Origin of the sequence: Enterovirga rhinocerotis (assembly GCF_004363955.1) — a bacterium.
In the GTDB taxonomy this organism is placed as follows: domain Bacteria; phylum Pseudomonadota; class Alphaproteobacteria; order Rhizobiales; family Beijerinckiaceae; genus Enterovirga; species Enterovirga rhinocerotis.
Genome location: NZ_SNZR01000011.1, coordinates 1502830 through 1519221, shown reverse-complemented (window position 1 = coordinate 1519221; position 16392 = coordinate 1502830). Strand labels below are relative to the sequence as shown.

At 68.8% G+C, this 16392-nt stretch carries 12 protein-coding genes; 7 read left to right on the top strand and 5 right to left on the bottom strand.

The features are described from left to right. Positions 1–49 precede the first annotated feature (49 nt). The 5 genes from EV668_RS07850 (at position 50) to EV668_RS07830 (ending at position 7915) form a co-directional block, all read left to right on the top strand. On the top strand, positions 50–4093 hold the full coding sequence (locus tag EV668_RS07850; protein ID WP_133769217.1) for a Pls/PosA family non-ribosomal peptide synthetase: 4044 nt from the start codon (positions 50–52) through the stop codon (positions 4091–4093). Positions 4094–4295: 202 nt separating this feature from the next. After that, positions 4296–5408 (top strand): chorismate synthase, encoded by a 1113-nt coding sequence (gene aroC, locus EV668_RS07845; RefSeq protein ID WP_133769216.1) that lies wholly within the window; start codon positions 4296–4298, stop codon positions 5406–5408. Positions 5409–5420: 12 nt separating this feature from the next. Beyond that, positions 5421–6224, top strand: coding sequence for a 4-hydroxy-tetrahydrodipicolinate reductase (gene dapB, locus EV668_RS07840; RefSeq protein ID WP_133770062.1), 804 nt, complete (start codon positions 5421–5423; stop codon positions 6222–6224). Next, a complete protein-coding gene (locus EV668_RS07835; RefSeq protein ID WP_133769215.1) occupies positions 6221–6853 on the top strand; it encodes an alpha-ketoglutarate-dependent dioxygenase AlkB family protein in 633 nt (210 codons plus the stop codon). Before dapB ends, EV668_RS07835 begins: the two co-directional genes overlap by 4 nt. A 108-nt stretch (positions 6854–6961) precedes the next feature. Beyond that, entirely contained in the window at positions 6962–7915 is a 954-nt protein-coding gene (locus EV668_RS07830; protein ID WP_133769214.1) for a hypothetical protein, read from the top strand. Between the two features lie 67 nt (positions 7916–7982). On the opposite strand, the gene grpE is transcribed toward EV668_RS07830, so the two are convergent. Both grpE and EV668_RS07820 read right to left on the bottom strand, forming a co-directional pair. Then, positions 7983–8603 (bottom strand): nucleotide exchange factor GrpE, encoded by a 621-nt coding sequence (grpE, locus tag EV668_RS07825; protein WP_133769213.1) that lies wholly within the window; start codon positions 8601–8603, stop codon positions 7983–7985. 61 nt (positions 8604–8664) lie between these two features. Then, positions 8665–11382 (bottom strand): [protein-PII] uridylyltransferase, encoded by a 2718-nt coding sequence (locus EV668_RS07820; RefSeq protein WP_133769212.1) that lies wholly within the window; start codon positions 11380–11382, stop codon positions 8665–8667. Positions 11383–11586: 204 nt separating this feature from the next. Here EV668_RS07820 and EV668_RS07815 point away from each other — a divergent pair, with 204 nt between their 5' ends. Together EV668_RS07815 and EV668_RS07810 are read left to right on the top strand one after the other, a co-directional pair. Then, positions 11587–12510, top strand: coding sequence for a lipid kinase (locus EV668_RS07815; RefSeq protein ID WP_133769211.1), 924 nt, complete (start codon positions 11587–11589; stop codon positions 12508–12510). An 11-nt stretch (positions 12511–12521) separates the two neighbouring features. Next, positions 12522–13322, top strand: a complete 801-nt coding sequence (locus tag EV668_RS07810; protein WP_133769210.1) for a TerC family protein — start codon at positions 12522–12524, stop codon at positions 13320–13322. Positions 13323–13336: 14 nt separating this feature from the next. On the opposite strand, the gene EV668_RS07805 is transcribed toward EV668_RS07810, so the two are convergent. The 3 genes from EV668_RS07805 to ugpA form a co-directional block, all read right to left on the bottom strand. Further along, positions 13337–14398 carry a sn-glycerol-3-phosphate import ATP-binding protein UgpC gene (locus EV668_RS07805; RefSeq protein ID WP_133769209.1) on the bottom strand — a complete coding sequence of 354 codons (1062 nt, stop codon included), beginning with the start codon at positions 14396–14398 and terminating at the stop codon, positions 13337–13339. Between the two features lie 172 nt (positions 14399–14570). Then, a complete protein-coding gene (gene ugpE, locus EV668_RS07800; RefSeq protein ID WP_133769208.1) occupies positions 14571–15422 on the bottom strand; it encodes a sn-glycerol-3-phosphate ABC transporter permease UgpE in 852 nt (283 codons plus the stop codon). Beyond that, entirely contained in the window at positions 15422–16303 is an 882-nt protein-coding gene (gene ugpA, locus EV668_RS07795) for a sn-glycerol-3-phosphate ABC transporter permease UgpA (RefSeq protein WP_133769207.1), read from the bottom strand. The genes ugpE and ugpA overlap by 1 nt, the downstream gene beginning before the upstream one ends. Positions 16304–16392 lie beyond the last annotated feature (89 nt).

The following is a 16392-nucleotide window of genomic DNA, read 5'->3' as shown; positions in this document are numbered from 1 at the left end:
TCGGTCGGCCCTCGTCAGAGCGGAACCAGGCAGGAAGGCTGACAAGGCGATGAGGGTTGCGTCAGACGCGCTCCGTCCGGGTGCGGAGGGTGGGCGCCGCGACGCGGCCGTCCTCTTGGGAGACATCCGTCCCGATCTCGTCCGCGACGAGGTGCTCTCGGAAATCTTCGCGGCGAGCGTCGCGGGACGGGGCGACCACCCCGCCATGGTCTTCGGCGAGCAGCGGCTCACCTATCGCGATGTCGATGCGAAGGCCGATGCGATCGCGCGCGGCCTCCTGCGCCTCGGCATCGGGCCGGGCATGGTGGTCGGGCTCTGGATGGAGCGCGGCGCGGACCTCCTGATCGCGCAGATCGCCATCACCAAGACCGGCGCCGCCTGGCTGCCCTTCGACGCCGACGCTCCGGCCGACCGCATCGCCGTCTGCCTCGACGATGCCGAGGCGAAGGGGCTGCTGACGAGCGCCTCGCTCTCGGGCCGCGCGCCGACCAACGTGCCGATCCTGACCGCGGCACAACTCGTCGACGATGCCGACACGCGCGCGGTGCCGGCGCGCCCGGCCGGGGTCACGCCGGATCACCCCGCCTATCTGATCTACACCTCCGGCTCGACGGGCGTGCCGAAGGGCATCGTCATCAGCCAGCGCAACATCTGCCATTTCCTGCGTTCGGCGAACGAACTCTACGGCTTCACGCAGGACGACATCGTCTTCCAGGGCGCCTCGGTCGCCTTCGACCTCTCGATGGAGGAGATCTGGATCCCCCTCATGGTCGGCGCGACGCTGCATGTCGCGACCCCGGCGATGATCGGGGATGTCGAGAACCTGCCGGGGCTCCTCGATGCGGCGGGCGTGACGGTCCTCGATACCGTCCCGACCCTCCTCGCCATGATCTCGCGCGAGGTGCCGAGCCTGCGCCTGATCCTGATGGGCGGCGAGGCCTTGCCCGCGCCCCTCGTGAACCGCTGGGCGAAGCCCGGCTGCCGGCTCTTCAACACCTACGGTCCGACCGAGGCGACGGTGGTCGCGACGGCCTGCGAGGCGCTGCCCGGACAGCCCGTGACGATCGGCCGGCCGATCGCGAACTACACGGCCTATGTCGTCGACGAATCGGGCCGGCTCTGCGGCCCCGGCGAGCAGGGTGAACTCTGGATCGGCGGGCCCGGCGTCGCGACCGGATACCTCAAGCGGCCGGAGCTGACGGCGGAGAAATTCGTCGACAACCCCTTCGGCGGCGACGGCCGGGATCCGATCCTCTACCGCTCGGGCGACGCGGTGGCGCTGACGCCCGAGGGCGAACTCGCCTTCCACGGCCGCATCGACGATCAGGTGAAGATCCGCGGCTTCCGCGTCGAACTCGGCGAGATCGAGACGCGCGTGTCGGATCTCGCGGGCATCGGCCAGGCGGCGGTCGTGATGCGGCAGGATGACGGGCTCGACCGGCTCGTCGCCTTCATCGTGCCCGAGCGCGGCGCCGAGGCGGTGGCGACGCAGATGCGTGCCGCCCTGCGGCGGGACCTGCCGCCCTACATGGTGCCGGACCATTTCGAGACGGTCGGCGAGTTGCCCCGGCTGAGTTCGGGCAAGGTCGACCGGAAGGCGCTGCGCGCCGCCCCGCTCAGCTTCGGCGATGCGCCGGGCGAGCAGGACGAGCCGGCGAGCGAGACCGAGGCCGCCCTCCTCGTCGCGGCCAAGCGCGCCTTCGGAAACCAGACCATTCCCTTCGAGGCTGATTTCTTCGCCGAACTGGGCGGTCATTCGCTGATCGCGGCCCGGTTCGTCGGCGCCGTGCGCGAGACGCCCGCGCTCGCCTCGATCACCCTTCAGGACGTCTATACCCACCGCACGCTGCGCGCGATGGCGGAAGACCTCGTCCGCCGCACCGGCGGGGTCGGGGCGGAGACCGCGATCCGCGACATGTCCTTCGAGCCGCCGCCGTTGCGGCGGCGCTTTCTCTGCGGCCTCGCGCAGGCCGTCGCGATGCCGTTCCTCGTCGCGCTGACGACGACGCAATGGCTCGGCGTCTTCCTCACCTACCTCATCATCGCGGGCGAGGGCCTCGAATGGTGGGCCGAGATCCTCGGCATCTTCGCCGTCTACGTGATGATCAACATCGTCACGGGCGCCATCGCCATCGCCGCGAAATGGCTGATCCTCGGGCGGACGAAGCCCGGCCGCTATCCGCTCTGGGGAAGCTATTATTTCCGCTGGTGGCTGGTGACGCGGCTTCTCACGCTGATCCACATCAAGTGGCTGCAGGGATCGCCGGCCATCGCGATCTACCTGCGCCTTCTCGGCGCGAAGATCGGGCGGGACGCCGTCATCGCCGATCTCCATTGCGGCGCGCCGGACCTTCTCACCGTCGGGGCGGGAACGGTCGTCGGCAGCAAGGTCTGCCTGCACAATGTCGAGATCGTCGGCAACGAACTCGTGATCGCGCCGATCCATGTCGGCGCGGACGTCCTGATCGGCACCTCCTGCGTCGTCTCGCCGGGCGCCGTGATCCATGACGGCGCCGAACTCGCCGACCTCACCACGGTGCCCGAAGGCGCGGTCGTGCAGGCGGGAGAACGCTGGGACGGCTCGCCGGGCCGCAAGGTCGGGATGGTCGATCTCGCCGCGCTGCCGCCCCAGGCCGAAGCGACGCGCGGACGGCGCATCTTCCTCGGCTGCATCTATGCCGCGATGCTCATCGTGATGCCGGCCGTGAGCCTGCTGCCGATCTTCCCGGCCTTCTTCATCTTCGAGCGCATCGACGACTGGATCTCGGCGACCTTCGAGGTGAGCTATTTCTGGTACCTGCCGCTGATCACGTGGCCGACGGCCATCGCGCTGACCGCGCTGACGGTGCTGCTGATCGCGCTCGTGCGCTGGGCCGTCCTGCCGACGCTGCGCTCGGGCCGATTCTCGATCTTCTCCGGCTTCTACATGCGCAAGTGGATCGTCTCGCTTGGCACGGAGGTCACGCTCGAGACGCTGTCCTCCCTCTTCGCGACGGTGTTCATGCGGGCCTGGTATCGCCTGATGGGCGCGAAGATCGGCCGGGGCGCCGAGATCTCGACGAACCTCTCGGGGCGTTACGACATCGTCGGCATCGGGGCCGGGAACTTCGTCGCCGACGAGGTGGTCTTCGGCGACGAGGACGTGCGGCGCGGCTACATGTATCTTGAGCCTGTCGAGACCGGGAGCAAGGTCTTCGTCGGCAACGACGCCGTCGTGCCGCCCGGCACGAAGATCCCGGACAACGTGCTGATCGGGATCAAGTCCAAGCCGCCCGCGAACGACATGATGGCCGAGGGCGACACCTGGTTCGGCTCGCCGCCGATTAAGCTGCCGACGCGCCAGAAGATCGATGCGGGGGGCGCAGCGACCTACGAGCCGAGCCTTCGGATGAAGCTCGCGCGCCTCGGCTTCGAGACGCTCCACACCTCCTTCCCGGGCATGCTCTTCATCTCGTTCGGCATCACGGCCGTCGATACGCTCTTCTACCCGGCGGTGCTGCGGGGCGACTGGGGCTGGCTCGCGGTCAGCTTCATCCTCGCCAGCGTCGCCATCGCGGTCGCGCAGACGCTGGTCGTCGTCGGCGTGAAATGGGCGCTGATGGGCCGCTATCAGCCGCTGATGAAGCCGATGTGGTCGTGGTGGGCGATGCGGACGGAGGCCGTCGCCGTCCTCTATTGGGGCCTCGCGGGCAAGGTGCTGCTCGAGCACACGCAGGGCACGCCCTTCCTGCCCTGGATCCTGCGCCTCTTCGGGACCAAGACCGGCAAGGGCATCTGCATGATCTCGACCGACATCACCGAATTCGATTGCGTGAAGATCGGCGATTTCTGCGTCATCAACGAGCTCGCCGCCCTCCAGACCCATCTCTACGAGGACCGCGTGATGAAGGTCGGGCGCGTCGAACTGGGGAACGGCGTCACCGTCGGCTCGAACGCGACCGTGCTCTACGATTCGAAGGTCGGCGATTTCGCGGTGCTGCGGCCGCTGACCGTGATCATGAAGGGCGAGTCGATCCCCGCGAACAGCGAGTGGGAAGGCGCCCCCGCCGTGCCCGTCCTCCACGAGCCCGAGCCGCAGAAGCTCGCGGCGTGAGGGAGGCCTCCGCGCTCCCTTCTCCCCTTGCGGGAGAAGGTGGCAGCCCGAAGGGCTGACGGATGAGGGGTAAACCTCTCCGTCGAGGTCGAGTCTCGCCCCCTCATCCGACCCTGCTTCGCAGGGCCACCTTCTCCCGCAAGGGGAGAAGGAAGAGGCGACCGATGACTCCCGGCCGCTTTCCGCCTAAACCGCCCACGCCATGTCGCATAACAGCTTCGGCCACCTCTTCCGCGTCACGACCTTCGGCGAAAGCCACGGCCCGGCCCTCGGCTGCGTCGTGGACGGCTGCCCGCCCGGGCTCCCGCTCCGGGCCGAGGACATCCAGGCCGATCTCGACCGGCGCAAGCCGGGCCAGTCCCGCTTCACGACGCAGAGGCGCGAGGCGGACGAAGTCCGCATCCTGTCCGGCGTGTTCGAGGACGATCGGACGGACGGACCGCGCACGACGGGGACCCCGATCGCGCTCCTGATCGAGAACACCGACCAGCGCTCGAAGGACTATGCCGCCATCCGCGACCTCTACCGCCCCGGTCACGCGGATTATGCCTACGACGTGAAATACGGCATCCGCGACTATCGCGGCGGCGGCCGCTCCTCGGCGCGCGAGACGGCGGCGCGCGTCGCGGCCGGCGCGATCGCCCGCAAGGTCCTGCCGGGCGTCACGATCCGTGGGGCCGTCGTCCAGATCGGCCCGCACGGCATCGACCGCGCCCGCTTCGACTGGGAGGAGGTCGGCCGCAATCCGCTCTTCTGCCCGGACCCCGTCGCGGCGAAGGAGTGGGAATCCTATCTCGACGGCATCCGCAAGGACGGCTCCTCGATCGGCGCCGTGATCGAGGTCGTGGCCGAGGGCGTCCCGCCCGGCCTCGGGGCGCCGGTCTACGGCAAGCTCGATTCGGACCTCGCCGCCGCGATGATGTCGATCAACGCCGTGAAGGGCGTCGAGATCGGCGACGGCTTCCCGGCGGCGGCCTTGCGGGGCGAGGAGAATGCCGACGAGATGCGGCCCGGCAATGACGGGCCGACCTTCCTCGCGAACCATGCGGGCGGCATCCTCGGCGGCATTTCCAGCGGCCAGCCGGTCGTCTGCCGCTTCGCCGTCAAGCCGACCTCCTCGATCCTGACCCCCCGCCAGACCGTCGACCGCGACGGGCAGGCGCAGGACATCATCACCAAGGGCCGCCACGACCCCTGCGTCGGCATCCGGGCGGTGCCGGTGGGCGAGGCCATGATGGCCTGCGTCCTCGCCGATCACTGGCTGCGCCACCGTGCCCAGATCGGCGACGGCGCTCCCCACGGAAGGAAGGGCTGAGCGATGGCCGAGATGAAGCTCCTCGTCATCGGCGCGGGCGGCCGGATGGGTCGCATGCTGGTCAAGGCCGTCGATGCCGAGCCGCAGACCCGGCTTTCGGGTGCGCTCGAGCGGGCGGGCGCTCCCGGTCTCGGCCAGGATCCGGGTACGCTGGCCGGCGTCGGCGCCGCGGGCCTCGCCATCACGGACGATCTCGAGACGGCGCTCGTGGGCGCGGACGGCATCCTCGACTTCACGGCGCCCGAGGCGACGCTCGCCATGGCCCGGATTGCGGGCGAGCGCGGCCTCGTCCACATCATCGGCACGACCGGCTTCACGCCCGATCAGTTCGCCGCGCTGCGCGAGGTCTCGCGCGGGGCGCGTGTCGTGCAGTCGGGGAACATGTCCCTCGGCGTGAACCTCCTCGCGAGCCTCGTGCGCCGGGCGGCGCGCTCGCTCGGCGCGGACTGGGACATCGAGGTGCTGGAGATGCACCATCGCATGAAGGTCGACGCGCCGTCCGGCACCGCGCTTCTCCTCGGCGAGGCGGCGGCCTCGGGGCGGGGAATCGATCTCGGCGCCCATTCGGTGCGCAGCCGCGACGGCCAGACCGGGGCTCGCCCCGTCGGCGATATCGGCTTCGCGACGCTGCGCGGCGGCACCGTCATCGGCGACCACAGCGTCATCTTCGCGGGGGAGGGCGAGCGGATCGAACTCGCCCACCGCGCGGAGGATCGCGGCCTCTTCGCCCGAGGCGCCATCCGGGCCGCGCTCTGGGTGCGCGACCAGCCTCCCGGCTACTACACGATGAGCGACGTGCTCGGGCTCGCCGATTGAGCGCAGCCCGCCTCGTCCTGGCGCCGGGGCTGGTCCATGTCCCGGGCTATCTCGACCGGGCGTCCCAGGACGCGCTTCGCGACGCCCTCGACGCGGCGATGGAGGGGGCCCCGCCCTTCCAGCCGCGCATGCCGCGCACCGGCAAGCCCTTCTCGGTCCGCATGACCAATTGCGGGCCGCTCGGCTGGGTCTCCGATGCCGAGCGCGGCTATCGCTACCAGGCGACGCATCCCGAGACGGGCCTGCCCTGGCCGGCGATCCCCGCGATCCTCCTCGAAGCCTGGCGGGACCTCGCGGATTATCCGCATCCGCCCGAGGCCTGCCTCGTCAACCTCTACGGGGCCGAGGCGAAGATGGGCCTGCATCAGGACCGGGACGAGGCCGATTTCGCCGCCCCCGTCCTGTCGCTCTCGCTCGGGGACACCGCCGTCTTCCGCATCGGCGGCACGAGCCGGGGAGGGCGGACGACCTCCATCCGCCTCGCATCGGGCGACGCCTTCCTCTTCGGCGGCCCGGCCCGGCTCGTCTTCCACGGCATCGACCGCATCCTGCCCGGCAGCTCGACGCTGCTGCCGGGGGGAGGGCGGATCAACTGCACGCTCCGGCGCGTGACGCCGCCTCGGGGATGAGGTCCAGCTTTTGCGAAGCCTTCCGAGCGCGCCTCGGGGCTTGACCGGGAGCCACGGTTCCGCCCCGATTGCGTGTCCTGTTTGCGAACAGCTCCAAGGCAGAATGGAATGTCCCGACCGATCGCTCTCATCGCCGGTATCGCAAGCCTTGTTCTGGGTTCCCTGGCCAGCGTGGCCGCCGTCGCCGCCGAACCCGTCTTCCCGAGCGGCTCGCGGATCGGGCTCGTTCCGCCCCCGAACATGACGACGGCCCGCGGCCTCAGCGGTTTCCGCAACACCGCGACGGGCGCGGGGATCGTCCTGATCGAGATGCCGGCGGATGCCTATCCCGGCCTCGCGGCGACCTTCACGGACCAGGCCCTGCGCGCGCAGGGCTTCGCTCTCAAATCGCGCGACAAGCCGAAGATCGCGGGCGGTTCGGCCATCCTCATCACGGGTGAGCAGATGGAGGGGCAGCGCCGCGTCGTGAAGTCGGTCCTCCTCGCGGCCGACAAGTCGATGACCGCTCTGGTGCTCGGCCAGCTGCCGGACGGGGCGGCCCCCGCCGACATCTCCGGGATCGAGAAGGCCCTGCGGACGGTCACGTTCCGCGCCCCGCTGACGCTGGACGAGCAGATGGCGGCGCTGCCGTTCACGATCGCCGATCGCGGGGGCTTCCGGCTCGTCCGGACAATGGCGGGCAACTCGGCCTTCTTCACCGACGGTCCGGACGACGTCGTCAAGGGCGCGGATCAGCCCGTCCTGATCCTGGCGCAATCCTTCGCGCCGCCGCCGCCTCCGACGATGCGAGAGCAGTTCGCGCGGCAGGCGCTGACGGCGAACAATTTCATCAAGGATGCGGTCCTCGAGCGCTCGCAGGGCTACCGCCAGGGCGGCGTCGAGTGGCACGAGATCGTGGCGAAGGCGAAGGACACCGCCTCCGATACGCCGATCACCGTGATGCAGACCATCCGCTTCGAGTCGGATGGCTACGTTCGGGGCGTGGGGGTCGTGCGGAGCGAGAAGCGGGACGAGATCCTTCCCCGCTTCCGTCGGGTGGTCGACAGCGTCTCGACCGATTGAGGACAGGCGGGCCGCCGGCCGGCGGCACCGCAACACCTCATGCCTCGGGGGCGCGAGCCCTCCGAGGTCAGCCTTCGCGCGGCTCGTCCGCGGAGGTCTCCGCCGCAGCCGGAGCCGGCTTCGGGCCGCCCTTGGCGACGCCGACAAGGGCCGGGCGAAGGACGCGCTCGCCGATCGCGTAGCCGGTCTGGACCACCTGCACGACGGTTCCGCTCGGCACCTGGTCGTTCGGAACCTCGAACATGGCCTGGTGGAAGTTGGGATCGAACTTCTGGCCCTCCGGCGCCAGCTGCTTGATGCCATGCCGGGCGAGCGTCGCGAGGAGATCGCGCTCGGTCAGCTCGACGCCTTCGATCAGCGGCTTCGTCGCCTCCGTCTCCCCGGCCTGTTTCGCGCTTTCGAGCCCCCGGCGGATGTTGTCGGCGACCGTCAGCATGTCGCGGGCGAAGCTCGTCACCGCATAGGTCCGGGCATCCGCCACCTCGCGCTCCGAGCGGCGGCGCAGGTTCTCCGCATCGGCGAGGGCCCGCATGAGGCGGTCCTTCAGATCGTTCTTCTCGGCCTCGAGGAGGGCGAACGCGTCCGGCTCCGCTGCCGGACCATCCTGCCGATCCTGGAACTCCTCCGTCGTGGCGCCATCGGGAGCGGCCGTCTCGGCCTGCTCGTGCGGGTCACGGTTCGTCGTCATGCCTCACCTATCTGAAACTGCCCGAGATATCAGGACAACAGCGAATAAAATCAAGAGGATATCAGGCCTTGCCTCCATCGAGGATAGGCTTCAATCCCCGGCGGATCGCCGATTGGCGCGCCGGCTGCGTGATCTTCGTGCCGAGGAGGTCCGTCACGTAGAAGACGTCCGCCGCCCGCTCGCCGAAGGTGGCGACGTGGGCGGAGGCGATGTTCAGGTTCATCTGGCCCAGCGCCGTCGTGAGTTCGTAGAGCAGGCCCGGCCGGTCGAGACCGCTCACCTCGATCACCGTGTGCCTCGACGACAGGTCGTTGTCGATCAGCACCTCCGCCGGCACGACGAAGGCCTTCGGGACCTTCTTCGAGGATTTCCGGCCCGCCACGAGATCGGCGATGCGCACCTCGCTGCGCAGCGCCCGCTCGATGGCGGTGGCGACGCGCATGGCCCGGCGGACCTCGTCGTCGTCCGCTTCGAACGCCCGCGACAGGAAGATCGTATCGAGCGCGAGGCCGTCGGCCGAGGTGAAGATCTGCGCGTCGACGATGTTGCCGCCGGCGGCCGCGCATGCGCCGGTGATGATGGCGAGCAGGCGCGGATGGTCGGGGGAGGCGATCGTGATCTCCGTCACGCCCCGGAACGCATCCGTCTCGACCTTGGTCGCGACGGTCCGCCCCGCCTCCTCCATCTCCCGGATGAAGCGGGCATGCGCGATCTGCCGCTCCGGCACGGTCTTCAGCCAGTAGGAGGGGTAGAAGCGCGCGGAATAGGCGGCGAACGAATCGTCGCTCCATTCCGGCAGGGCGGCGCGCAGGTTGGCGTGGATGACGCTGATCCGGGCCGGATGGAACCGGTCCGATTCGCCGCCCGTCAGGACGTTTTCGGTTTCGTTGTAGAGCGTGCGCAGCAATTCGCCCTTCCAGCCCGTCCAGACCCCCGGCCCGACCGCCTTGATGTCGGCGATGGTGAGGACCAGCAGCATCTTCAGCCGCTCGGTGGTCTGGACCACCTCGGCGAAGGCCGAGATCGTCTTCGGGTCGGAAAGGTCGCGGCTCTGCGCGATCATCGACATGAGGAGGTGGTGCTTGACGAGCCAGGCGACGGTCTCGACCTCCGTCGCGTCGAGCCCGAGGCGCGGGCCGAGCTTGCGGGCGATCTCCTCGCCGGCGATGGAGTGATCCTCGAGCCGGCCCTTGGCGATGTCGTGCAGGAACACGGCGAGATAGAGCGCCCGGCGCCGCCGGATCATGTGGACGATCCGGTTCGCGAGCGGATGCTCGTTCTCGACGCGCCGACCGTCGATCTCGGCGAGGACGCCGATCGCCCGGATCAGATGCTCGTCCACCGTGTAGTGGTGGTACATGTTGAACTGCATCATCGACACGACCCGGCCGAAATCGGGCACGAAGCGGCCGAGGAGTCCGGTCTCGTTCATGCGCCGGAGCACGACCTCCGGCGCGTTGCGCGAGGTCAGGATGTCCATGAAGAGCTTGTTGGCCTCCGGGTCCGACCGCACGCGAGGGCCGACCAGCCCGAGCGAGCGCGTGACGAGGCGGCTCGCATCGGGGTGAAGCGGCAGGTTGTGCTGATCGGCGAGCCAGAACACGCGCAGGAGGTTCACCGGATCGCGCTGGAACGCGTCCTGGGCGGCGACCGTGATGCGGTCGTTGTCGATGCGGAAATCGGGGGATTCGAGGCCGCCCCGGCGCCGCCTCAGGCGGCCGAACACGCGGTCGAGGACCGGACGTTTCTTGGCGTGGCGCGCCTCGAGCCCGGCGCAGACGATGGCGGTGAGGTCGCCGACCTGCTTGGCGATCGAGAAATACGCCTTCATGAACCGCTCGACGCCCGAGAGGCCCGTCCGCGCCTTGTAGCCGAAGCGCTGGGCGACGAGCCGCTGGTTGTCGAAGCTCAGCCGCTCCTCCGCCCGCCCGGTCGCGAAGTGCAGATGGCAGCGCACCCGCCACAGGAACTCCTCGCAGCGCCGGAAGAGCTCGGCCTCGTCGGCCGTGAAGAGGCCGGCGGCGACGCATTCCTCGGGCGTCGAGACGCGATAGACGTATTTGGCGATCCAGAAGAGGGTGTTCAGGTCCCGCAAGCCGCCCTTGCCGTCCTTGACGTTCGGCTCGACGAGGTAGCGCGAATGACCGGCCCGGTTGACCCGCGTCTCGCGCTCGCGGAGCTTCGCCTCGACGAACTGGGCCGCCGATCCCCTCACCACGTCCTTGGCGAAGCGCGCCTGCATCCGGTCGAACAGGGCGCGGTCCCCGAGGATGAAGCGCGCCTCGAGAAGCGCGGTCCGGATCGTCATGTCCGATCGGGCCTCGCGCACGCATTCGTCGACGGTGCGCGTCGCGTGCCCGACCTTCAGCTTCAGGTCCCACAGCGCGTAGAGCAGCTGCTCGATCACCGCGCCGGCACGGGGACTCGCCTTGTCGGGCATCAGCAGCAGCAGATCGACATCCGAGCCCGGCGCCATCATCCCCCTGCCGTAGCCGCCGGTCGCGACGATCGTGATCGGATCGCCGGCATCCGTCCCGGCCGAAGGTCCCGGAAGGTTCGCCGTGACGGCCCGGTGAGCCTCGACGATCAGGCCGTCCATCGCGGTCGAGAGGGCGCTCGCGCAGGCGAGCCCGTCACCCGATTTGACGAGCAGCGCCTCGGCTTCGGCCCGGCCCGTCTCCAGCCGGTCGCGCAGCGTCCCGATCAGGCGCGTTCGGAAGTCGGCCTCTCTGGCCGGCGGGGGCGCGTCGGTCGCGGCCGTCATGGCGGGCATCGTCATGTTCCATTCCGACGATCGCGTCGGCTCGGCAGGTCGATCGGTCAAGGGGGACGGTACCGGCTCTAACATTTCGCCGCGTTTTTGACATGGTCTCCACGCGGCACGCTTGAAGATCGCCTGGACGCTGTCCACCTATGCGTCGGCGACGCCTGCCCGATCTTCCGTCCCGGTGCGGCGACTTTCGGGCGACGGGGGGAACGATTGGTGGCGGGGACCGAACAGGCGGATGATCCTCCCGAACCGCGTCAGCGGCGCGCGCTCCTCGTGGTCAATCACGCCGCGCGAGGGGGAGCGCAGCCGATCGATGCGGCGACCGCGATCCTCGATGAGGGCGGCATCGCGGTCGAGACGATGTCGGCGCAGGACATCGAGGATCTCGGAACGATCCTGCGGGATCGGGCCGATTCGATCGATCTCGTCATTGTCGGGGGAGGGGACGGGTCGCTCAATCGCGCCGCCCCCGCGCTGCGCGACAGCGGCCTGCCGATGGGCATTCTGCCGCTCGGGACCGGCAACGACCTCGCCCGCACGCTCGGTATCCCGCTCGACATCGCCGCCGCCGCCCGGGTCATCGTCGCGGGCGAGACGCGGGTGATCGATATCGGGGAGGTCAACGGCCACCTGTTCTTCAACGTCGCCTCCATCGGTTTCTCGGCGCAGCTCGCGAGCGAACTGACCGCCGATGCCAAGAAGCGCTGGGGCGTCATCGGCTACGCGCTCGCCGGGGCGCGGCTCCTGATGCGCACCCATCCGTTCACCGCCTTCATCGAGCACGACAACGCCACCGACAAGGTGAAGACCGTGCAGATCTCCGTCGGCAACGGCCGGCATTACGGCGGGGGAATGACCGTCGATCCGGAGGCCGAGCCCGACGACGGCGTGCTGCATGTCTACAGCCTCGAAGTGAGCCACTGGGCGCGTCTTCTCGCCCTCGTCCCGGCTTTGCGCCGGGGCACGCAGGGCGAGGCGCAGGACGTGCGCGCCTTCAGGACCCGCGCCGTCACCATCCGCACCCGCCGCGCCCGCTCCGTCAACACGGACGGCGAATTGACGACCGCGACGCCGGCCTCGTTCCGCGTCGTGCCCAAAGCCGTCACCGTTTACGTGCCCTCGCCCATCATCCTCTGACCGGACGGACCATGGACAGCCTGATTACCCTCTTCTCGCAGCCGGAAGCCTGGATGGCTTTGGCCACCCTCATCATCATGGAGGTGGTGCTCGGCATCGATAACCTGATCTTCCTGTCGATCATCTCGAACAAGCTGCCGCCCGAGCGGCGCGCCACCGCCCGCTACATCGGCCTCGGCCTCGCCCTGATCATGCGGCTCGGCCTTCTCTTCACGATCACGATCATCATCGGCCTGACGCAGCCCGTGATCACGATCCTGGAGAAGGGCTTCTCCTGGCGCGACATCATCCTGATCGCCGGCGGACTCTTCCTCGTCTACAAGGCGACGACCGAGATCCACGAGAGCGTCACGCCGCACGAGGCCGAGAAGACCGGCAGCCCGCTGAAGCCCGCGAGCTTCGCGAGCGTGATCGCCCAGATCATCGTCATCGATCTCGTCTTCTCGCTGGATTCGATCATCACGGCGGTCGGCATGACCGAGCACCTGCCGATCATGGTGATCTCGGTGATCTTCGCGATCGTCGTCATGCTCATCGCGGCCAATCCGCTGGCGGACTTCATCAAGGCCAATCCCAGCATCGTGATGCTGGCGCTGAGCTTCCTCCTGATGATCGGCATGATCCTGATCGCGGACGGCTTCGGCTTCCATGTGCCCAAGGGCTACGTCTACGCGGCGATGGCGTTCTCGATCCTCGTCGAGTCGCTCAACATGCTGGCGCGCCGCAGGCGCCAGCACCCGCGCGAGGCGGACGAGCCGGAGGCTCCGATCACGCAGCGGGCGCGTGAGCAGGAGCAGGCCAACCAGGGCTGACGACGCCCCGGCGGTCACAGCCTCGCTGTGGTCGCCGGGTCGAAGAGGTGGAGGGCTTCCGGCGACGCTGCGATCTCGAAGGCGTCGCCGGAGGGCGCCTCGCCGGTCGCGACCTGGATCGTGAGCGGCGCATCGCCGAGCCGCCCATGCACGAGCTGCGTCGCGCCGAGTTCTTCGATGAACTCCACCGCGACCCGCAGCCCTTCACCCGGCGCCGCGATCCGCAGATCCTCGGGCCGGATGCCGACCTCGACAGTGGTCCCCGGCCCGGCGGTGCCGGTTCCGGGCGCGACCCGGAGCGTGCCGCCGCCGATCGAGACGGTGCGTGCGTCGACGACGGTGCCGGGCAGGAAGTTCATCGCCGGCGAGCCGAGGAAGCCGGCGACGAACCGGGTCGCGGGCTTCCGGTAGAGGTCGATCGGCCGGCCGATCTGCTCGACCTGGCCGGCATTCATGACGACCAGCACGTCCGACAGCGTCATCGCCTCGACCTGATCGTGGGTGACGTAGACCGAGGTGACGCCGAGGCTGCGCTGAAGGCGCTTGATCTCGACCCGCATCTGCACCCGCAGCTTCGCATCGAGATTCGAGAGCGGCTCGTCGAACAGGAAGACCTGAGGCTTCCTCACGATGGCGCGGCCCATCGCGACGCGCTGGCGCTGGCCGCCCGACAATTGCCGCGGCCGCCGGTCGAGGAAGGGCTCGATGGCGAGGATCCGCGCCGCCTCGGCGACCCGCGCCTCGATCTCGGCCTTCGGCGTGCCGCGGTTGCGCAGCCCGTAGGCCATGTTGTCGTAGACGCTCATATGCGGATAGAGCGCGTAATTCTGGAACACCATCGCGATGTCGCGGTCGGCGGGCTCGATGTCGTTGACGACACGCTCGCCGATGCGGACCGTCCCGCCGGTGATGGTCTCGAGCCCCGCGATCATGCGCAGCAGGGTCGATTTTCCGCAGCCCGACGGGCCGACGAGGACGCAGAACGAACCGTCCGGCACCTCGAAGGACACGCCGCGCACGGCCTCGACGCCGCCGTGATAGATTTTGCTGACGGCCGAAAGGGTTACGGATGCCATATGCGCTCGCCGTCTGACGCGTATCCCTTCTCCCCTTGCGGGAGAAGGTGGCCTCCGCGTGAGCGGAGGTCGGATGAGGGGTGCGCCGCCGACGTCGAGGTGAGCCCCTCATCCGTCAGCGCTTCGCGCTGCCACCTTCTCCCGCAAGGGGAGAAGGAGGGCGCCGGTGTCCTCACTTCTCCGTCTCCACCAGCCCCCGCACGAACAGCTTCTGCATCACGATCACGATCAGCACCGGCGGCAGCATGGCGAGGACGGCCGTCGCCATCACGATCTGCCATTCGGTGATGGCATCGCTCGTGACGATCATCTTCTTGATGCCGATCACGATGGTCTGCATGTCGTCGCGGGTCGTGATGAGAAGCGGCCAGAGGTACTGGTTCCAGCCGTAGATGAAGAGGATCACGAACAACGCCGCCATGTTGGTTCGGGAGAGCGGCAGGAGCGTATCGAAGAAGAACTTCATCGGCCCGGCACCGTCGATCTTGGATGCCTCGACCAGCTCGTCCGGCACCGTCATGAAGAACTGCCGGAAGAGCAGCGTCGCCGTCGCCGAGGCGATCAGCGGCAGCGTCAGCCCTGCCATCGTGTCGAGGAGGCCGAGATCGGCCGCCACCTTGTAGGTCGGGTAGATGCGCACCTCGACCGGCAGCATCAGCGTGATGAAGATCATCCAGAAGGCCGCCTTCCGGAAGGGGAAGCGGAAATAGACAACAGCGAAGGCCGAGAGCAGCGAGATCGCGATCTTCCCGACCGCGATCAGCATCGCCATCGTGAAGCTGTTGAGCAGCATCGTGCCGACCGGCTCGCGCGTCGTGCGGCTCGGCCCGATGACGATCGCCCGGTAATAGCTGTCGAGGGCCGCGCCGCCCGGGGTGAGCGGCATCTGGCCGTTGGCGATGACCGAGGATTCGTGGGTCGCCCCGATCAGCGCCAGATAGACCGGGAAGGCGACGATCGCGACGCCGGTCAGCAGCACGAGATGGGGCAGGATGCGGGCGAGGGCGCCCTTGCGCTCGACCATCAGTAGGTCACTCGCCGTTCGACGAACCGGAACTGGACGGCCGTGAGGCCGATCACGATGATCATCAGGATCACCGATTGCGCCGCAGAGCCGCCGAGATCGCCGCCGAGCCGCCCGTCCGAATAGACCTTGTAGACGAGCGTCTCCGTCGCCTTGGCGGGGCCGCCCTGGGTCATCGTGTCGATCGTGCCGAAGGTGTCGAAGAAGGCGTAGACGATGTTCACGACGAGCAGGAAGAAGGTCGTCGGCGACAGCAGCGGCAGCGTGATCGTCCAGAAGCGCCGCCAGGCCCGCGCGCCGTCGATGGCCGCGGCCTCGATGACGCTGCGCGGGATCGCCTGGAGACCCGCGAGGAAGAACAGGAAGTTGTAGGAGATCTGCTTCCAGGCCGAGGCCAGCACCACCTGCGTCAGCGCGTGCGTGCCGTTGAGACGCGGGTTCCAGTCGAGCCCGAGGCTCTTGAGGCCCCGCGCGACCATGCCGAGCGAGGGGTCGAGCATGAAGATCCAGAGGACGCCGGCGACGGCGGGCGCGACCGCGTAGGGCCAGATCAGGAATGTCCGGTAGGCCGTCGCCCCGCGGATCTCCGCATCCGCCATCACCGCGAGAAGCAGCGCCACCGACAGCGAGAGGAACGCGACCGAGCCCGAGAAGACGAAGGTCGTCCAGAGCGTCTGGTAATAGGAGGGGTCCTTGAAGAGGGCGACGTAGTTCTCGAACCAGACGAAATCGGACGACAGGCCGAACGCGTCCTCCAGCATGAACGATTGCCGGATCGCCTGGGCGGCCGGCCAGTAGAAGAAGATCAGCGTGACGAGGATCTGCGGGGCCAGGAGGGCATAGGGCAGGTAGCGGTTGGAGAAGGTCGCGCGCTTCTCCATCTCTCAGGCGCCTTCCGCCGCTCCTTCTCCCCTTGCGGGAGAAGGTGGCCTTCGCGTCAGCGACGGTCGGATGAGGGGGGCGACACGCC

Excerpts from the sequence above, each read along its gene's own strand:
- EV668_RS07805 (WP_133769209.1), bottom strand. The coding sequence starts at position 14,398 with ATGGCATCCGTAACCCTTTCGGCCGTCAGCAAAATCTATCACGGCGGC.
- EV668_RS07820 (WP_133769212.1), bottom strand. The coding sequence starts at position 11,382 with ATGACGATGCCCGCCATGACGGCCGCGACCGACGCGCCCCCGCCGGCC.
- ugpE (WP_133769208.1), bottom strand. The coding sequence starts at position 15,422 with ATGGTCGAGCGCAAGGGCGCCCTCGCCCGCATCCTGCCCCATCTCGTG.
- dapB (WP_133770062.1), top strand. The coding sequence starts at position 5,421 with ATGAAGCTCCTCGTCATCGGCGCGGGCGGCCGGATGGGTCGCATGCTG.
- aroC (WP_133769216.1), top strand. The coding sequence starts at position 4,296 with ATGTCGCATAACAGCTTCGGCCACCTCTTCCGCGTCACGACCTTCGGC.
- EV668_RS07850 (WP_133769217.1), top strand. The coding sequence starts at position 50 with ATGAGGGTTGCGTCAGACGCGCTCCGTCCGGGTGCGGAGGGTGGGCGC.
- ugpA (WP_133769207.1), bottom strand. The coding sequence starts at position 16,303 with ATGGAGAAGCGCGCGACCTTCTCCAACCGCTACCTGCCCTATGCCCTC.
- grpE (WP_133769213.1), bottom strand. The coding sequence starts at position 8,603 with ATGACGACGAACCGTGACCCGCACGAGCAGGCCGAGACGGCCGCTCCC.
- EV668_RS07830 (WP_133769214.1), top strand. The coding sequence starts at position 6,962 with ATGTCCCGACCGATCGCTCTCATCGCCGGTATCGCAAGCCTTGTTCTG.
- EV668_RS07810 (WP_133769210.1), top strand. The coding sequence starts at position 12,522 with ATGGACAGCCTGATTACCCTCTTCTCGCAGCCGGAAGCCTGGATGGCT.